At 71.9% G+C, this 21,576-nt stretch carries 23 protein-coding genes; 16 read left to right on the top strand and 7 right to left on the bottom strand.

Features of this window, described 5'->3' with window-relative positions; genetic code table 11:
* The coding region (locus Q0R63_RS20295; protein ID WP_295701532.1) for an acetate--CoA ligase at positions 1-1,913 on the top strand (1,913 nt) is incomplete at its 5' end.
* Between the two features lie 209 nt (positions 1,914-2,122).
* On the opposite strand, the gene Q0R63_RS20290 is transcribed toward Q0R63_RS20295, so the two are convergent.
* On the bottom strand, positions 2,123-2,557 hold the full coding sequence (locus tag Q0R63_RS20290; RefSeq protein WP_295701531.1) for a DUF2304 domain-containing protein: 435 nt from the start codon (positions 2,555-2,557) through the stop codon (positions 2,123-2,125).
* The gene (locus Q0R63_RS20285) at positions 2,554-3,384 is read right to left on the bottom strand and encodes a glycosyltransferase family 2 protein (RefSeq protein WP_295701529.1); all 831 of its coding nucleotides are present in this window, start codon (positions 3,382-3,384) and stop codon (positions 2,554-2,556) included. The genes Q0R63_RS20290 and Q0R63_RS20285 overlap by 4 nt, the downstream gene beginning before the upstream one ends.
* Before the next feature lie 63 nt (positions 3,385-3,447).
* On the opposite strand from Q0R63_RS20285, the gene Q0R63_RS20280 reads away from it, so the two are divergent.
* From Q0R63_RS20280 to Q0R63_RS20270, 3 genes are read left to right on the top strand one after another with little or no spacing between them, the layout of a single operon-like run.
* The gene (locus Q0R63_RS20280) at positions 3,448-4,080 is read left to right on the top strand and encodes a DUF5998 family protein (RefSeq protein ID WP_295701527.1); all 633 of its coding nucleotides are present in this window, start codon (positions 3,448-3,450) and stop codon (positions 4,078-4,080) included.
* The gene (locus tag Q0R63_RS20275) at positions 4,077-5,225 is read left to right on the top strand and encodes a nucleotide pyrophosphatase/phosphodiesterase family protein (protein WP_295701525.1); all 1,149 of its coding nucleotides are present in this window, start codon (positions 4,077-4,079) and stop codon (positions 5,223-5,225) included. The genes Q0R63_RS20280 and Q0R63_RS20275 overlap by 4 nt, the downstream gene beginning before the upstream one ends.
* Positions 5,226-5,235: 10 nt before the next feature.
* On the top strand, positions 5,236-5,910 hold the full coding sequence (locus Q0R63_RS20270) for a thymidine kinase (protein WP_295701524.1): 675 nt from the start codon (positions 5,236-5,238) through the stop codon (positions 5,908-5,910).
* Positions 5,911-6,005: 95 nt separating this feature from the next.
* On the opposite strand, the gene sepH is transcribed toward Q0R63_RS20270, so the two are convergent.
* Positions 6,006-7,229, bottom strand: a complete 1,224-nt coding sequence (sepH, locus tag Q0R63_RS20265; RefSeq protein WP_295701522.1) for a septation protein SepH — start codon at positions 7,227-7,229, stop codon at positions 6,006-6,008.
* A gap of 137 nt (positions 7,230-7,366) precedes the next feature.
* On the opposite strand from sepH, the gene Q0R63_RS20260 reads away from it, so the two are divergent.
* Both Q0R63_RS20260 and Q0R63_RS20255 read left to right on the top strand, forming a co-directional pair.
* Positions 7,367-8,500 carry a ferrochelatase gene (locus Q0R63_RS20260; RefSeq protein WP_295701520.1) on the top strand — a complete coding sequence of 378 codons (1,134 nt, stop codon included), beginning with the start codon at positions 7,367-7,369 and terminating at the stop codon, positions 8,498-8,500.
* Positions 8,500-9,312 carry an inositol monophosphatase family protein gene (locus Q0R63_RS20255; RefSeq protein ID WP_295701518.1) on the top strand — a complete coding sequence of 271 codons (813 nt, stop codon included), beginning with the start codon at positions 8,500-8,502 and terminating at the stop codon, positions 9,310-9,312. Before Q0R63_RS20260 ends, Q0R63_RS20255 begins: the two co-directional genes overlap by 1 nt.
* 18 nt (positions 9,313-9,330) lie before the next feature.
* Here Q0R63_RS20255 and Q0R63_RS20250 read toward each other — a convergent pair whose 3' ends face one another.
* A complete protein-coding gene (locus Q0R63_RS20250; protein ID WP_295701516.1) occupies positions 9,331-9,525 on the bottom strand; it encodes a hypothetical protein in 195 nt (64 codons plus the stop codon).
* 449 nt (positions 9,526-9,974) lie between these two features.
* Here Q0R63_RS20250 and Q0R63_RS20245 point away from each other — a divergent pair, with 449 nt between their 5' ends.
* Genes Q0R63_RS20245 through Q0R63_RS20225 form a run of 5 tightly spaced genes read left to right on the top strand, consistent with a single transcriptional unit; the run spans position 9,975 to position 12,914 of the window.
* Positions 9,975-10,274, top strand: a complete 300-nt coding sequence (locus Q0R63_RS20245) for a DUF4193 domain-containing protein (RefSeq protein ID WP_295701514.1) — start codon at positions 9,975-9,977, stop codon at positions 10,272-10,274.
* Positions 10,274-10,780 carry a dUTP diphosphatase gene (dut, locus tag Q0R63_RS20240; protein ID WP_295701536.1) on the top strand — a complete coding sequence of 169 codons (507 nt, stop codon included), beginning with the start codon at positions 10,274-10,276 and terminating at the stop codon, positions 10,778-10,780. Before Q0R63_RS20245 ends, dut begins: the two co-directional genes overlap by 1 nt.
* 5 nt (positions 10,781-10,785) lie before the next feature.
* The gene (locus Q0R63_RS20235) at positions 10,786-11,598 is read left to right on the top strand and encodes a DUF3710 domain-containing protein (RefSeq protein ID WP_295701512.1); all 813 of its coding nucleotides are present in this window, start codon (positions 10,786-10,788) and stop codon (positions 11,596-11,598) included.
* Between the two features lie 28 nt (positions 11,599-11,626).
* Positions 11,627-12,088: an OB-fold nucleic acid binding domain-containing protein gene (locus tag Q0R63_RS20230; RefSeq protein ID WP_295701510.1), complete on the top strand. Its 462-nt coding sequence runs from the start codon at positions 11,627-11,629 to the stop codon at positions 12,086-12,088.
* Positions 12,081-12,914, top strand: coding sequence for a DUF3159 domain-containing protein (locus tag Q0R63_RS20225; protein WP_295701508.1), 834 nt, complete (start codon positions 12,081-12,083; stop codon positions 12,912-12,914). Before Q0R63_RS20230 ends, Q0R63_RS20225 begins: the two co-directional genes overlap by 8 nt.
* Positions 12,915-12,951: 37 nt before the next feature.
* On the opposite strand, the gene Q0R63_RS20220 is transcribed toward Q0R63_RS20225, so the two are convergent.
* Together Q0R63_RS20220 and Q0R63_RS20215 are read right to left on the bottom strand one after the other, a co-directional pair.
* Positions 12,952-13,635 carry a TrkA family potassium uptake protein gene (locus Q0R63_RS20220; protein WP_295701506.1) on the bottom strand — a complete coding sequence of 228 codons (684 nt, stop codon included), beginning with the start codon at positions 13,633-13,635 and terminating at the stop codon, positions 12,952-12,954.
* A gap of 51 nt (positions 13,636-13,686) precedes the next feature.
* Complete coding sequence (locus Q0R63_RS20215; protein WP_295701504.1) at positions 13,687-14,349, bottom strand: TrkA family potassium uptake protein; 663 nt, start codon at positions 14,347-14,349, stop codon at positions 13,687-13,689.
* 119 nt (positions 14,350-14,468) lie between these two features.
* Between Q0R63_RS20215 and Q0R63_RS20210 the strand changes: the two genes are divergently transcribed.
* The 4 genes from Q0R63_RS20210 to Q0R63_RS20195 all read left to right on the top strand — a co-directional run bounded on the left by Q0R63_RS20210 (position 14,469) and on the right by Q0R63_RS20195 (position 19,272).
* Positions 14,469-16,427 (top strand): APC family permease, encoded by a 1,959-nt coding sequence (locus Q0R63_RS20210; protein ID WP_295701534.1) that lies wholly within the window; start codon positions 14,469-14,471, stop codon positions 16,425-16,427.
* On the top strand, positions 16,424-17,728 hold the full coding sequence (locus Q0R63_RS20205) for a TRAM domain-containing protein (protein ID WP_295701502.1): 1,305 nt from the start codon (positions 16,424-16,426) through the stop codon (positions 17,726-17,728). Before Q0R63_RS20210 ends, Q0R63_RS20205 begins: the two co-directional genes overlap by 4 nt.
* Positions 17,729-18,058: 330 nt before the next feature.
* Entirely contained in the window at positions 18,059-18,985 is a 927-nt protein-coding gene (locus tag Q0R63_RS20200) for an amino acid--[acyl-carrier-protein] ligase (protein WP_295701500.1), read from the top strand.
* Complete coding sequence (locus Q0R63_RS20195; protein WP_295701498.1) at positions 18,982-19,272, top strand: acyl carrier protein; 291 nt, start codon at positions 18,982-18,984, stop codon at positions 19,270-19,272. The genes Q0R63_RS20200 and Q0R63_RS20195 overlap by 4 nt, the downstream gene beginning before the upstream one ends.
* Before the next feature lie 3 nt (positions 19,273-19,275).
* Here Q0R63_RS20195 and Q0R63_RS20190 read toward each other — a convergent pair whose 3' ends face one another.
* Positions 19,276-20,001, bottom strand: coding sequence for a hypothetical protein (locus Q0R63_RS20190; RefSeq protein WP_295701496.1), 726 nt, complete (start codon positions 19,999-20,001; stop codon positions 19,276-19,278).
* Between the two features lie 135 nt (positions 20,002-20,136).
* On the opposite strand from Q0R63_RS20190, the gene Q0R63_RS20185 reads away from it, so the two are divergent.
* Positions 20,137-21,576 (top strand): aconitase family protein (locus Q0R63_RS20185; protein ID WP_295701494.1); only part of this gene is annotated, 1,440 nt, incomplete at its 3' end.

The following is a 21,576-nucleotide window of genomic DNA, read 5'->3' as shown; positions in this document are numbered from 1 at the left end:
CCCGGCTCAGCGACATCCCCGGGCCGGTCGACCTCGCCATCGTCGCCGTCCCGGCCGAGGGGGTGCTCGCCGTCGTGGACGAGTGCGCCGCCAAGGGCGTCAAGACGTTGCTCGTCGCATCGGCCGGGTTCGCGGAGCGAGGCGGCGAGGGGGTCGAGCGGCAGGAGGAGCTGCGTCGCCGGGCCCGCGCCAGCGGTCTGCGGGTCATCGGCCCGAACTCCTTCGGCGTCATCAACACCGACGCCGCCGTGCGGCTGAACGCCTCGCTCGCGCCGCACATGCCGATGCGCGGAGCCCTCGGGCTCTTCGCCCAGAGCGGGGCGCTCGGCATCGCCGTGCTCGACGACGCGCGCCGACGCGGGCTCGGCGTCTCGGTGTTCGCCTCCGCGGGCAACCGCGCCGACGTGTCGGGCAACGACCTGATGCAGTACTGGATCGACGACACCGCGACGGACGTCGTCGGCCTCTACCTCGAGTCGATGGGCAACCCGCGCAAGTTCTCCCGGATCGCCCGACAGCTCGCCTGGGCCAAGCCCGTCGTCGTCGTCTCCTCCGGGGTCTCGTCCTACGGCGCGCCCCCCGGCCACCGCACCCGCCCGACCAACGTCCCGCCCGAGGCGTTCGACGCGATGCTGCGCCAGGCCGGGGTCGTCCGTGTCGAGAACATCCACCAGCTCTTCGACGTCGCCCAGCTGCTGCTCCACCAGCCGCTCCCGCAGGGCCAGCGGGTCGGCATCGTCGGCAACTCCGACGCCCTCGGCGCGCTCACCGCGCAGGCCGCGATCAGCTGGGGGCTCGAGGTCACGCACGGACCCGTCTCCCTGCCGGCCGACGCTCCCGCCGCGATGTTCTCCGAGGCCCTGCAGGCGGCCTTCGACGCCCCCACGGTCGACAGCGTCCTGACATGCTTCATCCCCCCGCTGGCCGCGGTCGACCGCGAGGTCATCGCGGCGGTCCGCGACGTCTCGTCAGCGGCCACCAAGCCGTGCCTGGCCACCTTCCTCGGCATGCGGGGGGTGAACGAGGAGCTGGCGGCGACGACCCCGGACGAGGTCCGTCGGCGGGTCGTTCCGGCTTACGGTATGCCGGAGGACGCCGTCCGCGCGCTGGCGGCGGCCACGCGCTACAGCCAGTGGCGCCACCGCGACCACGGGTCGCCCGTCCACCCGGTCGGCATCGACCGATCCCTGGCGAGGGAGATCGTCGAGGGCATCCTCGCCGACGCCCCTGGCGGCCGTCGCCTGAGCCGGGCCGAGGAGACCAGTCTCCTTGCGGCATACGGGATCCGGCTCTGGCCGGCGCGGCGGGTGAACACGCCCGACGAGGCCGTCGCGGCGGCCGACGAGCTCGGCTACCCCGTCATCGTCAAGACGTTGTCGCCCGTCCTGCGGCACCAGCCGGGGGCGGGGGGAGTCCGCACCGACCTCGACGGTCCGGACGCCGTGCGCACCTCCGTGGAGTCGCTGCGCGCCCGTCTCGGCCCCCTCGCCGACGGTGACGTCGTCGTGCAGAGCATGGCCCTCCCGGGGGTCGTCTGCGTCCTCAGCTCGGCCGAGGACCCGCTCTTCGGTCCGGTCGTCAGCTTCTCGGTCGCCGGACCACCGACCGAGCTGCTCGGCGACATCGCCCACCGCATCCCGCCGCTGACCGACGTCGACGTCTCCGACCTCATCTCCTCCGTCCGCGCCGCACCCCTGCTCCACGGTCATCGAGGCGCCATGCCGGTGCACCGGGCAGCGTTGTCCGACCTCATCGCTCGGCTGTCCTGCCTCGCCGACGACCTGCCCGAGGTCGAGCGGGTGCACCTCAACCCGGTCAACGCGTGGTCGGGCGGGGTCGACGTGCTCGACGCCGACATCAGCGTCCACCCGGCGCAGACCCGCAAGGACGCCGACCGGCGGGCGATGACCTGAGACCCCGACAGGACCGTTCTGGAGACGTGGAGGCCTGAGCGAGGCGTCGGAGGACGTCGTGCTGGCCACGCCGCGCAGGACATGGCTGCCGGCGCGTAACGACGACCGTTGGTCGACCGCGCAAGGTCGTGGCACGCTCGGGCGGCCCCGTCGGCCGAGCCAACGGTCGTCGCTACGCAGAGCACCTCCCGTCACGGCCGTCATGAGAGTCAGCCCGGCTCGTCGACGACCCGGTCGCCATCCGCTTCGGCATCAAGCTCCCCGGCGACGTGCCGTTCGAGGTCGAGCCGCAGCAGGGCCACCTCCTCGACGACGGTCCGCGCGGTCTCCTCGAGCCGGGAGATCTCGACACTCAGCTGGATCGACACGACGAGCAGGACGAGGAACGCGAGGATGAAGACGAGGTTGATCGGGGTCTTCACGCCGGTCACCCGGGTCAGCCACGTCGTGATCGACGGCACGAAGCCGAGGACGACGAGCCCGCCGATGACACCGAACCAGATGACGGTGTACTTCTCGCGCAGCCGCTGGCTGCGCAGCATCCACGCCAGCACGCCGAGGAGCAGCACGCAGACCACGAGCGCGAAGGAGTAGCCGCTGACGTCGCGCAGGCTCAGCGGGGGAGCCGGCGTCGCGAACCTCATCGGCCCGGCCCGTCGGCTGCGCGGCGCTCGGCTCTGCCGCCGTCGGCTCTGCCCAGCGGAGCACGGCCATGCGGAGGTATGCCGCGTGCCGGCGTGCCGCGTGCCGGAGGCGGGGTGCGCGGCCGGGTCAGCGCGAATCCCAGTGCTACGAGAGCCCGCCCGAGGAACAGGGCCGAGCGGATCGGGTTATGCGAACGGACCCCGCCGGCCCGGGCGCGCATCGAGACCTCGGTCTGGCGGATCACCAGACCACCACGGGCCGCCACGACCAGGGCCTCGACGGTGTCGCCGAGGTATTCAGCAGGGAAGGCCCGGGCGAACAGCGCGATGGCCCGGTAGTTGCACGCCTTGAACCCCGACGTCGTGTCGGTGAGGTGCGTGTGCGCGACCCGGGAGAGCACGACCGACAGCACCGTCATCGCCCACCGGCGGGGACCGTGCGCCGGCGACGCCTCGTCGTCGCGCCGACGGGCTCCGATGGCGATGTCCGCGCCGGCGTCGAGCAGGGCGAGCAGGGCAGGCACCTCGGCCGGGTCGTGCTGGCCGTCGGCGTCGACCTGGACGACCACGGCATACCCGTGCCGCTGGGCGTAGCGGAAACCGGCCCGCATCGCCCCCCCGACCCCGAGGTTCACCGGCAGCCGGGCGACGAGCGCCCCGGCACGCGCGGCCACCTCCGCCGTGTCGTCGGTCGACCCGTCGTCGACGACGAGGACGTCCGCGTTCGGCAGCGCAGCGCGGGTCTCGGCGATGACGAGAGGGAGCGTCTCGTGCTCGTTCCAGGCAGGAACGACCACGAGCACGGCAGCGGGCACGGGGGCGGACACACCGCGAGATTAGCGAGGTCCCGCCCCGCGCCCGGGACGCGTCCCACCGTGCAGGGTGCAAGGATGACGGTCATGGAGGCTCATCGAGATGCACGCGACGCCCGAGGAGCCCGGATCGTGCTCCCTCCCGCGCTCGTCGAGGCCATCGACCTCGCCGGCTACTACCCGGCCCTGGTCAGTGACGTCGTCCTGGCCGCGATGGGGGACGACGACGTCGTCTCCCACCTCGTGCACCAGGAGACGACCTTCGACCAGGACACGGTCCGCCGCCACCTGACGGTGCTGGTCGTCACGCCGACCAAGCTCGTTATCGCCCACGCCGACGACCACAACGAGCACGAGCCGGGGCTCGCCGTCGTCACCGCGACGAGCGAGACCGTGCCGCTGGGGTCGGTCCGCGGCGTGATGCTGACCCATGTGGTCGCCTCACCGGACTCCTACATCCGGGGGTCGCTCGGCCGTGAGCTGACTCTCACCATCGGCTGGGGGGCGGTCAGCCGACTCGACCTCGTGCCGGCCACCTGCGGCGACCCGGACTGCGAGGCCGACCACGGCTTCGAGGGGACCGTCGCCTCCGACGACATCTCGCTGCGGATCAGTGCCGACGCCGACGGTGACCAGGCGCTCGCGGGCGCCCTGGCCTTCTCCCGGACCCTCTCCTCTGCCATCGGTGGTGGCCAGGGCCTTCGCCCGTGAGCCTGGCGGGGATCGCGCCCCCCGACTACGACGGGGGCAGCCTGGTCTCGGTCCTCCCCGCGGTCGCGGCGAGCCTCGGTTCTCCCACGTATGCCGCGTCGGCCCACCCGTTCGACCTCCAGCCGGCACCGCGAGCGGTCGTCGTGCTCGTCGACGGGCTCGGCTACGAGCTGCTGCGCCAGCGCAGCGGGCACGCGCCGTTCCTGCGCTCCCACCTCCCGGCGGCCCATCGGATCGACTGCGGCTTTCCCACGACCACGGCGACGTCGATGGGCAGCTTCGGCACCGGGCTGCCACCCGGGGGCCACGGCCTGGTGGGCTTCGAGGTGCTCGTGCCGGGCGAGGACCGCCTCCTCAACGAGCTGTCCTGGGAGAACGGGCCCGACCCGTTCACCTGGCAGCCGGCCCGGACGGTCTTCCAGGTCGTGCACGCCGAGGGCATCGAGGTGACCCGCGTGGGGCCGGGCTACTTCGACGGGTCCGGCCTCACCAACGCGGCCCTGCGGGGTGGTGCCTTCCGGGCCGGGCGCGAGCTCGACGCGCGCATCGACCTCACCGTGAGCGCCGTGCGGGCCACCCCGCGCGCACTCGTCTATCTTTATTGGGGCGACCTCGACAAGGTCGGCCACGTGCACGGGTGCGCGTCCTGGGAGTGGGGGGACGAGCTCGAGTCGATCGACCGAGCCCTGTCACGGCTCGTCGAACGCGTCCCCGACGACACGGCGGTCTACGTCACGGCCGACCACGGCATGGTCGACGCCCCGCACGCCCTCCGGGTGGACCTCGCCCACGACCCCGAGCTGACCCACGGGGTCCGGCACGTCGGCGGGGAGCCCCGCTCGCTCCAGCTCTACTGCCAGGAGGGGGCCGCCGCCGATGTCCTGCAGACGTGGGAGCAGCGGATGGGCTCGCGGGCCTGGGTGGCCTCCGGCGACACCGTGGTGGACGAGGGCTGGTTCGGCCCGGTGCGGCCGGAGGTCCGGGCCCGGATCGGTGACGTGCTCGTCCTCATGAAGGACAACTTCGCCGTCGTCGAGACCGGCCGCACCCGACCCGAGGTCCTGGCCCTGCGGGGGCTCCACGGCTCGGTGACCGCCGACGAACGCGCGATCCCCTTCGTGCGTATCGCCGCTCGCAACGCATAGAGTCCGCACCGTGTCGGAACTCGTCTTCTTCTCCGGGACCATGGACTGCGGCAAGTCCACCCTCGCCCTGCAGATGGACCACAACCACGCCGCGAGGGGCCGGGCCGGGCTGATCTTCACGAAGCTCGACCGGGCGGGAGAGTCCGTCCTGTCCTCGCGGCTCGGGCTGTCGACGAGTGCGCGCGAGGTGACCGACGCGCTCGACTTCTGGGAGGTCGTCGTCGGCCTGGCCACCTCCGGCCAGCGGGTCGACTACCTCATCTGCGACGAGGCGCAGTTCTTCACGCCGCGGCAGGTCGAGCAGCTCGCGCGGCTCGTCGACGAGATGGCCGTCGACGTCTTCGCCTTCGGCATCACCGCAGACTTCCGGGCGGAGCTCTTCCCGGGGTCCAAGCGGCTCATCGAGCTCGCCGACCGCGTCCAGGTCCTTCAGGTGGAGGCGCTGTGCTGGTGCGGCAGCCGCGCCACCCACAACGCCCGGGTCCTGCGCGGCGTCATGGTCGTCGAGGGGGAGCAGGTGGTCGTCGGCGACACCACGCCGGCCTCGAGCGGAGAGGTGGAGTACGAAGTGCTCTGCCGCCGCCACTACATGCGGCGGATGACGGCGCAGGCCGCGCGGTCGGCGGCCGTCAGCCCCGACGTTTTGCCCTTCGACCTCGACGTCTGCGCGGTCCCGCCGACCTGACCCCCCGGCTTACCGGCCGCGGGAAAGGTGGGGCAGACGTGGCGTCCGCGGCAAGGATCGTGAGGGCAACCGTTGGCGCGGACGCGACGAAGGAGTCAGTCGCGCGAGCCGCCGAACATGATGTCGTCCCAGGACGGCACGCTGGGGCGACCCTTTCGGCCCGGGGCCGGGGGCCGGGGAGCGGGCGCTGCCGGGGCCTCGGCGACGTCGTCCTCGGCGATGTCGTCCTCGGTGGGGGAGTCAGCCTTCCGGTCGACGGTGGAGACCTGCAGGTCTCCACCGGCAGAGCTGACCTCCGGGTCGTCGTCGGGGTGGGTGTGCGCTGCCGGCGGCGGAGCGTCGACCACCGGGTCGAAGTCGATCTCGGCGATCGGGAGCGCGTCGGTGCGCCCCTCGTCGGAGTCCGAAGGCAGGACCGATCGGGAGGGCAGGAACGAGTCGGAGGGCAGCGCGGTGTCGGACGGAAGCGCGGTGGGTGAGGTGGGCGGCGCCTTGCGCCGACCGCCCCGGCGACCGCGGACGGTGCTGCGCTCGCGCATCGCCGTCATGAGGTCGAGCGGTTCTTCGCTGTGCGGCTTCGCGCCGCCGGAATCGGATGATTCGGCGGTGGGCGGCTTGGCCCGATTAGGTCGCCGGGACCCGATCACCCCACCCTCGGCCTCGACGTCGTAGACGTCCGTCGCCCGGCCCGCAGCCGACGCGCCCGCCCCGCCAGCCTGGCCTCCGGTGAGCGGGCCGGCGGCCGGCTCCTCCTCGCTGAGCCACCGGGCCTCGTCGTCCTCCGCGTCGACGACGCGCGAGGTGGGGTCGAACGACCAGGCGGCCTGCCGCTGCCGGCCGCCCGCGGCGAAGGTGAGGGACACGGTCCAGTGGTCGGTCTCGGGCAGCCGCCAGGCGTCCCAGGTGCTCGTGTCGGGGTCGACCCCGCGGTCCCTCATCCGCTCGGTGACCCGGGCACTGAGGGTGGCCGCGACGCTGCCCGACCCCCGTGGGCGCAGCCGCACCTCGCGAGCGAGGTCGGCGATGTGGACCCGCTCCGCGACGATCGGCCCCTCGTACTTGCGGACCTTCTCGACGCTCCATCCGGCCCGCGTGGCGACATCCTCGGCGCTGGCTCCCGCCCGGATCATCGACTGGACGTCGCGGGGACGCATCCCGCCGTCCATCTCGATCTGCAGCTGTCCCAGCCGGGGCCGGTCCTGGCGTGCCGCGGCGCGCAACGCGTCGTCGAGGGGCACGCTGAAACGCTCTCCGTCGGAGTCGGCGAGCAACAGGTGCAACCCGTCCTCGTGCACCCCGATGAGTCTCAGGTCCTGCATGGCGCGCGCTCCTCGGGTCGATCGGTGACATGCCGACTGTGCCACCTGCAGCGGGACGGGCGAAGCGGCCACGCCGCACCACAACCCTACGGGTAGCGTTTCCTTACGACGTGACCCTTTCGACCCGGAGACCGCACATGACTGCCAGCCCCCAGCCGACGGCGGGCGCCGCCCCCACCGGCGACGACCTCCTCCAGCCCTACGACGCCGTGCTCCTGCTGTCCTTCGGCGGGCCCGAGGCCCCGGACGAGGTGATGCCCTTCCTCCGACGGGTCACCGCCGGGCGCGGCATCCCCGACGAACGCCTCGCCGAAGTGGGCCACCACTACGACCTCTTCGGGGGCCGCAGCCCGATCAACGACCAGAACCGGGCGCTCATCCGCTCCCTCGAGGGCGAGCTCGCCGACCGCGACATCCACCTGCCCGTCCTCTGGGGCAACCGCAACTCCCCGCCCTTCCTCGTCGACACCCTCCGCGAGGCGGCCGGGCGCGGCCTGCACCGGATCGTCGTCGTGACGACGAGCGCCTACTCCTCCTACTCGTCCTGCCGGCAGTACCGCGAGGACCTCGCCGAGGCGGTCGGCGCCGTGCGCGATGAGGGGCTCGTCGTCGAGATCGACAAGATCGGCCCGTATGCCCGTCGCACACCTTTCGTGTCGACCAACGCCCGACTCGTCGTCGATGCGATGCGGGCTCACGCCGAGGTGCCCGACGAGGAGCTGGCGCTGCTCTTCGTGACCCACTCGATCCCCGACTCGATGGACGAGACCTCGGGTCCGGGCGACAGCGAGGGCCGCCTCTACCAGGAGCAGCACCACGCCGTCGCCGACGCGATCACCGAGGCCGTCGAGCAGCAGCTCGGGCGCGCGCTCGTCCCCGAGGTCGTCTACTGCTCGCGCTCCGGGCCCCCGACCCAGCCGTGGCTCGAGCCCGACATCAACGACCGCCTCGCCGAGCTGGCCAAGGAGGGGGTGCGGGTCGTCGTCGTCGCCCCCGTGGGCTTCGTCTCCGACCACATGGAGGTCGTCTACGACCTCGACACCGAGGCGATGGAGACCGCCGGCGAGCTCGGTCTCACGCTCGTGCGGGTGCCGACCGTCGGGATCGACCCCGCCTTCGTCTCCGGCCTCGTCGACCTCGTCGTCGAGCGGGCCGAGGAAGCGCGCGGGGGCGCGGCGCCGACCGGTCCGGGCGTCCGGCCCTCGGTGTGCCTGCCCGGCTGCTGCCCCAACCTCCGCGCGGCCCGGCCGGCCCTCTGCGGGAGCGATTGATGCACGACGTCGTCGCGCTGGGCCGCCTCGCGGTCGAGGTGGCTCTCGCGGCCGGCCGGCTGATCGTCGACGGCCGTCCCGACGACCTGATCGCCTCGGCGACCAAGTCGTCGCCGACCGATGTCGTCACGGTCATGGACACCCGGTCCGAGGAGCTGATCCGCGCCCAGCTGCTCGCTGCCCGGCCCGACGACGGCATCCACGGCGAGGAGGGGGCCGACCACCTCGGCACCTCCCCGGTGACCTGGGTCGTCGACCCGATCGACGGCACGGTCAACTACCTCTACGGCATACCGGCGTATGCCGTGTCGATCGCCGCGGTCACCGGCGACCCCCGCACGCCGGGGGAGTGGGAGGTGCTCGCGGGGGCAGTGGTCGACCCGTCGCGCGGGATCGTCTACCACACGACCCTCGGCGGCGGAGCCCACGCGACCCGGGCCGACGGGTCGACCCGGGTCCTGCACGTCGGTGGGCTCGCCGACCTCGGCGGGGCCCTGGTGGGGACGGGGTTCGGCTACACCCCGGAGCGACGCCGGCAGCAGGCCGAGCTGCTCCTCGAGGTGGTGCCGCACGTCCGCGACATCCGCCGGATCGGGAGTGCGGCCCTCGACCTGTGCATGGTCGCGACGGGTCAGCTCGACGGCTTCTACGAGATCGGGCTCAACCCGTGGGACCTGGCCGCAGGGTGGCTCCTCATCCGGGAGGCCGGGGGCGTGGTGACCGGCCCGCACGGCGGCGCCCCCAGCGCAGACCTCACGGTGGCGGGGAACCCGGCCGTGCACGACGCGCTGGCCGCGATCGTCAACCGATGAGCGTGCCGAGGAGCTGACTCAGGCGGCGTGGGACTGCCGGAAGGCCTCGAGCTCGGGGACCCGGAGGTCGTGCTCGTCCGCCGTCCGTGCGATGGACTCCAGCTCGCCCGTGTGGATGTCCACCGAGTAGTCCTCGCCGGCGGCCTGCGCCTCGGCGAGCTGTCGGAGCGCCTCGCGGGCCCGGTCTCGTAGCTGAGCGTGGAACTCGGTCATGGTGCACCTCCGGATGCGGTGGGGTGGTCGTCCTGTGACCTTACGGTTCCGGTCGGACGGATAGGGGATAGCGATCCCCGGATCTCGTCAAGACTGCCTGGAGAGGAGGGCGCCGGCCGCCGATCGGGATTCCGTCGGGCCGCCGCGCTCGCGCCCGATCAGCCCCGGGAGGGACCCCGCAGGTGACACGGGGGCAGAGGTAGGGCACAATCCGCGGCGCAGGGATAGTGCTGGCCCCGGCGACGGGCACAAATGGATCCCTCCCTGCGTTACACCGGCACAACAACCCCCCGACGACCCGGCAGCGACGCCCGACCCCGTCACGGCACCGATCCGAACGGCCGATCCAGCACGAATCCCCATCGCGCGACACTGGGACGAAGCAACGCTCCGCCGGGTCGGCACCACCCTTTTTCCACCTGATATCCCAAGAGAAAAGACACCACACCATGGCGACTGACTACGACGCGCCACGCAAGACCGACGACGACCTGTCCGAGGACTCCATCGAGGAGCTCAAGGCCCGGCGGGTCGACAAGTCCTCGTCCAGCGTCGACGTGGACGAGACCGACCAGGCCGAGGGCTTCGAGCTCCCGGGCGCCGACCTCTCCGGTGAGGAGCTGTCGGTCCGCGTCCTCCCCCGGCAGGCCGACGAGTTCACCTGTGACCAGTGCTTCCTCGTGCACCACCGCAGCCAGCTGGCCAAGGAGGTCAAGGGACAGATGGTGTGCCGGGACTGCGCGGCCTGATGGCCGTGAGCGTCCCACCGGTGGTCGAGGTGGCCCTGCGCCGACTCGACCCCGACCTCCCGGTCCCGGCCTATGCGCACGACGACGACGCCGGAGCCGACCTGCACGCCCGCATCGAGGTGACCCTCGCTCCCGGCGAGCGGACCCTGGTGCCGACGGGCGTCGCGATCGCTCTCCCGCAGGGGTATGCCGCCTTCACCCACCCCCGCAGCGGGCTGGCGGCCCGCCACGGCATCACGATCGTCAACGCCCCGGGCACGGTCGACGCCGGCTACCGCGGCGAGATCATGGTCAACCTCGTCAACCTCGACCCGAGGGAGCCGTTCACGGTGCGCCGGGGGGACCGGATCGCCCAGCTCATCGTCCAGGAGGTGGCCCGCGCGAGGTTCGTCGAGAGCGATTCGCTCCCGGACAGCGCGAGGGGGGACACTGGGCACGGAGCCAGTGGAGGGTTCGGCCCGGGCGCGACGCCCGGTGCGACCACACGAGCAGCGACGAAGGAGTAGGGACGTTGGGCATCTTCGGACGGGGACGGAAGAAGGACGCTGAGGTCGACACCCCGGTCGAGGTCGACCCCGACGCGAGCGTCGAGGACAGCAGCGTCGATGCCGAGCTCGGCGCCGACGACGCGGTCGACGAGGACGAATCCTTCAGCCGGGCCCGTGGGCCGTTCGACGAGGCCGAGGTCGACGACCCCGACGGACCCGAGCGGCTCGACCTCGGGGCGATCCGCTTCGTCCCACTCGACGGCATGCAGCTGCGGCTCGAGCTCGACGAGTCGCAGGAGACGGTCCTCGGCGCGCACGCCCTCGTCGACGGGTCGGGTGTCCAGCTCCAGGCCTTCGCCGCACCGCGCACGAGTGGGGTCTGGCCCGACATCCGGTCCGAGATCGCCGAGAGCATCGTCTCCCAGGGAGGCACGGCAGACGTCGTGCGCGGTCCCCTCGGTCGCGAGCTGCTGACCCGGATGCCGCAGCAGGGTCCCGGCGGACGGACCGTCTTCGCCCCCGTGCGCTTCATCGGGGTGGACGGGCCACGCTGGTTCCTGCGCGCGGTCCTCAGCGGCGCGGCCGCTGACGACGACACCGCCGCCGCCCCCCTCATCGAGCTGATCCGCAGCGTCGTGGTCGTCCGGGGAGACGTCGCGATGCCACCCCGCGAGATCCTGCCGCTGCGACTCCCCGCGAACATGACCCCCGACGGACCCCCCGCGGACGCCGACGCCACGAGTGACGACGCAGCCGAGAGCACCGAGGCCACCCCGCCCCGCCTCGACGACCTCAAACCGTTCGAGCGCGGTCCCGAGATCACCGAAGTCCGCTGACGAGCGCCTGAGGAGCACCTGGAGCACCATGGACATCGACCCCGCCATCCCCTCCTCCCGGACGGACGATCCCGCCGGCCGGCTCGCGACCCGGTCCACGCGCACCCCGCCGGCCAAGGAGCCCCGGGGCCGCTTCGGCCGGTTCGCGGACCGCTTCGTGCGTCCCGCCAACGAGCTCGAGGACGAGGAGCTCCAGGCCGACGCCGAGCGCGTCGGCGCGACCCCCATCTGCGACCTGCCCAACCGCGAACGCGCCGACGTCTGCGGGGTGGTCCGGTCGGTGACCCTGCGTCCTCGTGCGGACGTCCCGGCCCTCGTCGTGGAGATCTACGACGGGAGCCGGCCGCTCCACCTCGTGTGGCTGGGCCGTCGAGAGATCGCCGGCATCGTGCCCGGGGTGCAGCTCCAGGCCCAGGGCCGGGTCTCCTACTACCGGGGGGTCCCGACGATGTTCAACCCGTTCTACGAGATCGTCCCGAAGAGTGTCTGAGGCGTCCCTCGGGTCCGCCGCCGGGCACGAGGGCACCGGCGACGAGCAGGCCCCCCGCCTGCCCGGAGTGCCGGGCCGGACGGTCACGGCATACACGACGGTCGAGGAGCTGCTGCGCGACCGCATCTCCAGCGCCCTCGGCGGCTGGCGGGGCGCCCTCGAGTCAGCGCTGCCGACGCTGGCCTTCGTCGTGGTCTGGACCATCACCTCCGACGTGCGCCTGACCCTCGTCGCGTCGGTCGGCGTCCTGCTCGTCCTCGCCCTGGTGCGCCTCGCGCGGCACGAGACCGTGCGCTTCATCGGGTATGCCGCGGTCGCCGTCGCGATCGCCGCCTTCTTCGCCCTGCGGTCGGGCAAGGCGCAGGACGCCTTCCTGCCCGGTCTGCTCCAGTCCGCCGCGGTCGGGCTGCTCTTCCTCGTCTCCAACCTGGTGCGCTGGCCGATCTTCGGGTTCCTGATCTCGGCCGGCGACCCCGAGCTCCTCGAGGCCTCCGAGCGGCTCAAGGCCTCCGGGCGCAAGGGCGCCCCGCAGGACGAGGAGTCGCTGGCCAGGGCCGCGCAGGACGAGGACGTCCTCAAGGAGGCCTTCCTCGGCTGGCGCCGGCACAGCGGCATCGTCTCGGTGGCCAGCCGCCTCGGCTGGGTCTTCGTCGGGCTCTACGTGCTGCGGCTCGGCGTGATGGTGCCGCTCTACCTCGGCGGCCAGGTGACCGCGCTGGGGATCACCAAGATCGTCCTGGGCTGGCCGGCATACCTGCTGGCCGTCCTCGTGATGGGCCTGGTCATCCTGCGGGGTCACACCCCGCTGGAGCGCCCCGAGCCCTGACCCCGAGGACTGACCCCAATCCGGCTGCGGGAACGGGCTACTCGTCGCCGCGGGGGAGCCGCAGGCCGGGTGAGAGCATCTGCTCGAGGGCGTCCTCGGATTCGGGGGTGGTGATGAAGAGCATCTCGTCGTGAGCCTCGACGGCGTCGTCGCGGCTCGGGGCGATCGGCCGGTCGTCGCGGATGATGCCCACGAGCACGGTGTCGTCCGGCCACTGGACGTCACCGACGGGCCGGCCGATGTAGGGGCTGTCGGCGGGGATGGTCAGCTCGACCATGGAGGCCTTGGCCTGCTGGAACTGGAAGATGCGCACGAGGTCGCCGACGCTGACCGCCTCCTCGACCAGGGCCGTCATCAGTCGCGGCGTGGAGACCGCGACGTCGACGCCCCAGGACTCGTCGAACATCCACTCGTTCTTCGGGTTGTTGACCCGCGCGACGGTCCGGGGCACCCCGAACTCCGTCTTCGATAGCAGCGAGACCACGAGGTTGGCCTTGTCGTCACCGGTCGCGGCGACGACGACGTCGCACTCCTGGACCTTCGCCTCCTCGAGGACGGCGATCTCGCAGGCGTCGGCGAGCAACCAGGCCGCGTCCGGGACCCGGGAGGCCTGGACGTCATCGGCGTCCTTGTCGATCAGCAGGACCTGGTGGCCGTTGTGGAGCAGCTCCCGGGCGATCGAGCGCCCGACGCTGCCGGCTCCGGCGATGACGACGCGCATGTGACCTGGTGACCTTTCGTGGTGGTGCGGACGTGCAGGTGGCGGTGCGGGCTAGTGCGCCGGCGGCGCCTGGTCGTAGAGCTTCTCGATCCGGGGCAGGTCCTGGATCGCGGCCGCGACGTGGACGAGGTCACCGTCCTGGAACACGGTGTTGGGGCCGGGGACCATGCCCTCGCCGAGTCGGCTGAGGAAGGCGATCCGGCTCGAGGTGATGCTCTCGATCTCACTGATCCGCTTGCCGATCCAGCCCTTGGCCAACGGCACCTCGGCGACGACGACCCGGCCGCTGGGGTCGGTCATCGACGGCACCGACCCCTGGGGGAGCAGCCGCTGGAGCATCTGGTCGGACGTCCAGCGCACCGTGGCGACCGTCGGGATGCCGAGCCGCTGGTAGACCATCGCCCGGCCGGGGTCGTAGATCCGGGCGACGACGTGCTCGACGCCGAAGGTCTCGCGAGCGACGCGGGCCGCGAGGATGTTGGAGTTGTCGCCGCTGGAGACGGCGGCGAAGGCGTAGGCCTCGTCGATGCGCGCGGAGCGCAGCGTGTCGCGGTCGAACCCGAGCCCCGTGACCGTCATCCCCTCGAAGCTGCTGCCCAGCCGCCGGAACGACGCGGGCTCCACGTCGATGACCGCGACATCGTGCCCGCGCTTGCTCAAGCTCTTGGCGAGGGTCGACCCGACACGGCCGCAGCCCATGATGACGAAGTGCACGTCGAGAGACGCTACACGAGCGCCGTCGGACGGTTGCGCGCACGGCGACAGTCGCGGCATACAGTGTGGCCGTGCCCAGCTCCGCACGCGTGCTCAAGCGACTTCTCCTCGGACGCGCCATGCGCAGCGACCGCCTGGGGGAGACCCTGCTGCCCAAGCGCCTGGCCCTCCCGATCTTCGCCAGCGACGCGCTGTCGTCGGTCGCCTACGCACCCGACGAGATCCTGCTCATGCTGGGGCTCGCGGGCGGCGCGTTCGTCACGACCCACTCGTGGCAGATCGCCGTCGGTGTCGTCTTCGTGATGGCCGTCGTCGTCGCCTCCTACCGGCAGAACGTGCACGCCTACCCCTCCGGCGGCGGCGACTACGAGGTGGCCACGGTCAACCTCGGTCCCCGCGCCGGCCTGACCGTCGCGAGCGCCCTGCTCGTCGACTACGTCCTCACCGTCGCAGTCTCGATCTCCTCCGGTGTCCAGAACGCCGCGACCGCGCTCCCCGGGCTGCGCGGCCACGAGGTCGAGGTCGCCATCGGGCTGATCGCGCTGCTCACGGCGATGAACCTGCGCGGGGTGCGCGAGTCGGGCAAGGCCTTCGCCCTGCCCGTCTACGCGTTCATGGTCGGCATCATCGGGATGGGGGTCTTCGGCATCGTCCAGGGGCTCACCGGCACGCTCGGGCAGGCGGAGAGCGCGAAGTACACCCTCATCCCCGAGGTCGGGCACGAGGAGATGGCCGGGATCGCGACCGCGTTCCTGCTGCTGCGGGCCTTCTCCTCCGGGTGCGCGGCCCTGACCGGGGTCGAGGCCATCAGCAACGGCGTGCCGGCCTTCGAGAAGCCCAAGAGCCGCAACGCCGCCAGCACGCTGCTGCTCATGGGCGGCCTGTCCATCGTCATGCTGTCGACGATCATCGGCCTGGGCCGGGCCACCGGCATCCAGATCGCCGACAACCCCGGCAGCCAGCTCACGCTCAACGGGCAGCCGATCGGCCCCGGCTACGTCCAGGACACGGTCCTCGGCCAGCTGGCCAAGACGGTCTTCGGCAGCTTCACCCCCGGCATCGTCTTCGTGTCGATCGTGACCGGGCTGATCCTCGTCCTCGCGGCCAACACCGCCTTCAACGGCTTCCCCGTCCTCGGCTCGATCCTTGCCAAGGACGGCTACCTCCCGCGCCAGCTGCACACCCGCGGCGACCGGCTCGCCTTCTCCAACGGCATCCTCATCCTCGCCGGAGCCGCGGCCCTGCTGATCGTGGCCTACCAGGCCAAGGTCACCGCACTCATCCAGCTCTACATCGTGGGCGTCTTCGTCTCCTTCACCCTCAGCCAGACCGGCATGATCCGGCACTGGAACCGGGCGCTGCGCACCGAGAGCGACCTCAGGGCCCGCCGGCGGATGATGCGCTCGCGGGCCATCAACGCGCTCGGCGCGTTCATGTCGGGCACCGTCCTCGTCGTCGTGCTGATCACGAAGTTCATGGAGGGCGCGCGCTACGCGATCCTGGCGATGGCGATCCTCTTCGTGCTCATGCTCGGCATCCGGCGCCACTACGACCGCGTCAACGACGAGCTGCGGCTCGACGACGACGAGTCCCAGCTGCTGCCGAGCCGCGTCCACGCGATCGTCCTGCTCTCCAAGCTGCACAAGCCGGCGATGCGGGCGCTCGCCTACGCCCGGGCCACCCGGCCGACCTTCCTCGAGGCGATCACCGTCGAGGTCGACCCCGAGGAGTCCGAGGCGCTGCGCGAGGAGTGGACCCGGCGCGAGATCCCGGTGCCGCTGAAGGTGCTCGCCTCGCCCTACCGCGAGATCTCGCGGCCGATCATCGACTACGTCCTGTCGATCCGCAGCGGCAGCCCGCGCGACGTCGTCGTCGTCTACATCCCTGAATACGTCCTCGGTCGGTGGTGGGAGCAGATCCTGCACAACCAGAGCGCGCTGCGCCTCAAGGCGCGGCTGCTCTTCACCCCCGGGGTCATGGTGGCCAGCGTGCCGTGGCAGCTGCGCTCCTCCGAGGGCCTCGAAGAGACCTTCTTCGACGGGCCCGCCGTCGGCTCGGTCCGGCGGGGGCCCTCATGAGCCCGCGCCCGCCCCGGCCCCACTACCGGCGGGGGTCCGGCAAGGGTCGTCCGTCGCCGGGCCAGGGGTCGCGCGCCGACGGCCGACCACGTCCGGTGCCCGACCCGCTGGTCGGCACCGAGATCGAGGTCGAGGTCGGCCCCATCGCGCACGGCGGGCACTGCGTCGCCCGGCACGACGGGCGGGTGATCTTCGTCCGGCACGCCCTGCCCGGGGAGCGCGTCCGGGTGCTCGTCACCGAGGGCCGACCCAAGGACAGCTTCCTGCGCGGTGACGCCGTCGCGATCCTCACGGCTGCGCCCGAGCGGGTCCCGGCACCCTGCCCGTATGCCGGTCCCGGCCGCTGCGGCGGCTGCGACTTCCAGCACATCAGCCTCGACCACCAGCGCGCCCTCAAGACCGCGGTCGTCCGCGAGCAGTTCCTCCGACTGGCCGGGCTCGAGGTCGACGTCGAGGTGGAGCCCGTGCCGGGCGACGAGGAGGGCCTGCGGTGGCGCACCCGGGTCGAGTTCGCGGTCGACGCCCAGGGCCGCGCGGGCCTGCGCGGCCATCGGTCCCACGACGTCATCCCGGTGGACGACTGCCTCATCGCGGCGCACCGGGTGATCGACTCCGGCGTGCTCCAGACGGAGTGGACCGGCTGCCGCGGGGTCGACGTCGTCGCCGCCGACCTGCCCGAGGACGCCGTCCTGATCCCCCTGCCGGAGTCGCGGGTGCCCCGGGTCGGGCAGCGCGTCGAGACGGCCTCGTGGACGGGGGAGTTCGAGCTGCAGGCCCGCGGGTTCTGGCAGGTCCACCCCGGCGCGGCAGCCACCTACGTCACGCACGTCCTCGCCGAGCTCGCCCCCCAGCCGGGGGAGCGCGCCCTCGACCTGTATGCCGGGGTCGGCCTCTTCGCCCTCGCCCTCGCCGATGCGCTGGGGGAGGACGGCGCGGTGCTCGCCGTCGAGGGCGACGAGCGGGCCGTCGAGGACGGCATCGCCAACGCGGCCGATCTCCCTCAGGTGGAGTTCCGGGCCGGGACCGTCGACGCGGCGCTCGCCGGTCTGCGCGAGCAGGGCATCGACGCCGACCTCGTCGTCCTCGACCCGCCGCGCATCGGCGCCGGACGTGAGGTCGTCGAGGACCTCGTCACCCTGGGCGCCCGAGCCATCGCCTACGTGGCCTGCGACCCTGCGGCGCTCGCCCGCGACGCGGCATACCTGCTGGCGGGGGGGTATCGCCTGCGGTCGCTGCGGGCCTTCGACGCCTTCCCGATGACCCACCACGTGGAGTGCATCGCGGTCTTCGAGCCGGTCTGACGCCCTGGAGAGGCCGTAGCTGTCGGTGCGGTCCATCAGCGGTCGCTCCCCCCTCCGGTGTCGTCGCTGTCGTCGCGCTGGCCAGATCACGAGGGTCGCGCAGTTGGGGTGGTCAACCGGTCGTTGATCGCGCGCGGTGCCCGTCGGACGGACCAGGTGCCGAGGCGGCGTCTGGACAGGCCGTGACCGGGTCCAGGTCCCGTTCGACCGGCAGACATGCAGGAGCGCCCCAGGCAGGGTTCGACGTTCTCCTCGCTGCCGCGAGTAGGGTCGGTGCGGGTTGGATGACACACCCGGACGTGAAGCAAGGTGGTGATGACGGTTTCGACGTTGTCCGAAACGCTCGACGACGAGCAGCAGGCGTTCCGCGCCGAGCTGCTCGATGCGGGTGTGCTGCTGGGCACCGCTCTCCCGGGCGCCTATATCCACTCCGAGGCGTTCGAGCGCGTCGTCTCGGGTGTGGCGGCGGTGGTGTCGGACCGGGCGCGGAGCACGGACCACCCCGTCGTCGTGCGGGTTCCGCCGGTGATGGCGCGGTCGAGGCTGCTCGAGACGAACTACCTGTCGGCGTTCCCCGACCTGATCGGGTCCGTCCACTCCTTCCGCGGGTCGCACCGCGAGCACGCCGCGCTCGTCGCGGCGGCCGCGTCCGGCGGCGACTGGGCCGGCGACCTGACCCCCGTCGATGCGGTGCTCTGTCCGGCCGCGTGCCACCAGGTCTACCCGCTGTGCGGCCCGGTCGTTCCCCCCGCCGGACTGCGGTTCGACGTCCTCGGGCAGTGCTTCCGCGCCGAGCCGTCGATGGACCCCGCCCGTATGCAATCGTTCCGGATGCACGAGCAGGTGGTCGTCGGAACACCGGCCGCGGCGCTGGCCCACCGCGATCGGTGGTTGTCCGAGGCTTCGCGGGTGTTCGCCGAGCTGGGTCTGACGACCACGGTGGAACCGGCGAACGACGCGTTCTTCGGCCGGTTGTCGGGAGTCCTCGCGGCGGGTCAGCGGGCCAAGAACCTCAAGTACGAGGTCGGCGGGCGGACCAGCAGCACACGGACCCTGACCGCGTTGGCCTCGGCGAACTACCACGAGGACCACTTCGGGACCGTGTTCGGTCTGACGACCGAAGACGGGGCGACCGCCCACACCGCCTGTGTCGGGTTCGGGCTGGAGCGCGTGGCCCTGGCCCTCTTCGCCGAGCACGGGATGACCCTCGACCGCTGGCCGGACCAGGTCATGGTGATGCTGGCGGTGGGTCGGTGACGACGACCGACCCGGCGGACCGGGAAGCCGACGTGGCCGAGCCCACGGACGATGTCGTCCGACGTCTGCAGCTGGTGTTCCGGCAGGTCTTCGGCGACCCCGGCCTGGTGATCACGCCGCAGACCGGCCCGGACGACATCACCGGCTGGGACTCTCTCGGGACCGTCAGCCTCCTCTACGCGATCGAGGCCGAGTTCGACGTGGAGATCGACGACGACGAGGTCACGACCCTGACCGACGTCGGGGCGATCCAGCGTCGTCTGTCGGCTCCTGCACGGCAGGGGTGACCCTCAGCTCCGTCCCGCGACGGGGAGCGGGAGCATGTGCAAGCCCATCCCGGCACTCCCGGTCGTCCCACCGCGCCTGGCCGGCACCCCGATGACCGTCGTCGCCGGCTCCACGTCCCTGGCCACCAAGGAGTTCGCCGCGATGACGCTTCCGCTCCCGACCGTGATCGGACCCACCACGACGGCGCCGGCACCGATGTAGACGTGATCGCCGATCACCGGCGCGCCTCGCATCGCCCCTCGCCCGGAGAGCCCGATCGTCACACCCTGGCTGATGTTGCAGCCGGCTCCGACCTGGGCACCCGAGTTGATCAGCGTCGGACCGTAGTGGCCGAGGTAGAGCCCGGGGTAGATGTTGGCGCGGTAGGGCAGGCTGAAGCCGGTCACGACCTCGGTCATCTTGTGGCCGGCGACGCAGAGCAGCAGCACCGGCCCCTTGACGACGGCGGGCAACGCACTGCGGTAGACCCCCGAGGAGATGCGGTACTGGAGCAACGCCCAGACGCCCTGCTCGAGCAGCACCGTCTTGACGAGGCTCCCGTCGTAGTGAGCCCGATAGCGCGCCACGTCCTCGATGAACTCCGCCCACCAGTGCCCGCGGCCATCGAGCCGGGTTCGGCCCGGAGACCGGTAGAACTCCTCCGGCCCTGCTTCCCCGAGATCCGGGTCACCATCCGGCAGCGCACCAGGTGACGGGAGGGTCGTGTCGGGAGTCTCGAGGGACATCATCGCCACCATCTCACCGCGGTTGGGGAAGTGCGGCAGGCCTCACCGTATCGGCCCTCGTTCGGCCGGTGACACACGCCCGACGATGTGGTCTAATTATCTTGACGTCAAGATAGTTCGCGATGAAGGGAGCCCGACGTGGCTACGCAAGGCACAGGTTCGGTCGACAGCTTCTCGGCCAGGGGAGAGCTCACCGTCGGGGACGAGAGCTATGAGATCTACCGCGTCGGCGGGGTCGAGGGGAGCGCGACGCTGCCCTACAGCCTGAAGGTCCTGCTCGAGAACCTGCTGCGCACCGAGGACGGCGCCAACATCACCGCCGACCACATCCGTGCCCTCGCGCAGTGGGACGAGAACGCCGAGCCCGACACGGAGATCCAGTTCACGCCGGCCCGCGTGCTGATGCAGGACTTCACCGGGGTGCCCTGCGTCGTCGACCTCGCCACGATGCGCGAGGCCGTGGTCGAGCTCGGAGGCGACGCGACGAAGATCAACCCGCTGTCACCGGCCGAGATGGTCATCGACCACTCCGTCATCATCGACGTGTTCGGCCGCGCCGACGCCTTCGAGCGCAACGTCGAGATCGAGTACCAGCGCAACCGCGAGCGCTACCAGTTCCTGCGCTGGGGCCAGACGGCCTTCGACGACTTCAAGGTCGTGCCCCCGGGCACCGGCATCGTCCACCAGGTCAACATCGAGCACCTCGCCCGGACCGTCATGGTCCGCGAGGTGGGCGGCACCCAGGTGGCCTACCCCGACAGCTGCGTCGGCACCGACTCCCACACGACGATGGTCAACGGCCTCGGCGTGCTCGGCTGGGGCGTGGGCGGCATCGAGGCCGAGGCCGCGATGCTCGGCCAGTCCGTCTCGATGCTCATCCCGCGCGTCGTCGGCTTCAAGCTGTCCGGATCGATCCCGGCCGGCGCCACCGCCACCGACGTCGTGCTCACGATCACCGAGATCCTGCGCAAGCACGGCGTGGTCGGCAAGTTCGTCGAGTTCTACGGCGAGGGCGTCGCCGCGGTGCCGCTGGCCAACCGCGCGACCATCGGCAACATGAGCCCGGAGTTCGGCTCGACGTGCGCCATCTTCCCGATCGACGACGTCACCCTCGACTACCTGCGCCTCACCGGCCGCTCCGACGCCTCCGTCGCGCTCGTCGAGGCCTACGCCAAGGAGCAGGGGATGTGGCACGACGCGAGCGTGGAGCCCCGCTTCTCCGAGCGCCTCGAGCTCGACCTCTCGACCGTCGTCCCGTCCATCGCCGGCCCGAAGCGGCCGCAGGACCGGATCGCCCTGACCGACGCGAAGGAGTCCTTCCGCAAGGTGCTCCCGACCTACGTCGCCCACGACGAGGGCGACCCGGGCGCCGGCGCGAGCTTCCCGGCCAGCGACCCGGGTGCAGCCAGCAGCAACGGCGGCCCCAAGCCGGCCGACGAGGGCGACGGCATCGGCCGGCCCTCGAAGAAGGTCCTGGTGACCACCGCCGAGGGTGCGACGTTCGAGATCGACCACGGCATCGTCTCGATCGCCTCGATCACGAGCTGCACCAACACCTCCAACCCGTCGGTGATGATG

The sequence above is a fragment of the Lapillicoccus sp. genome (assembly GCF_025353065.1).
Lineage (GTDB): Bacteria > Actinomycetota > Actinomycetes > Actinomycetales > Dermatophilaceae > Lapillicoccus.
The sequence above is the reverse complement of the archived record's forward strand: the minus strand, read 5'-3'. Positions and strand labels throughout refer to the sequence as shown.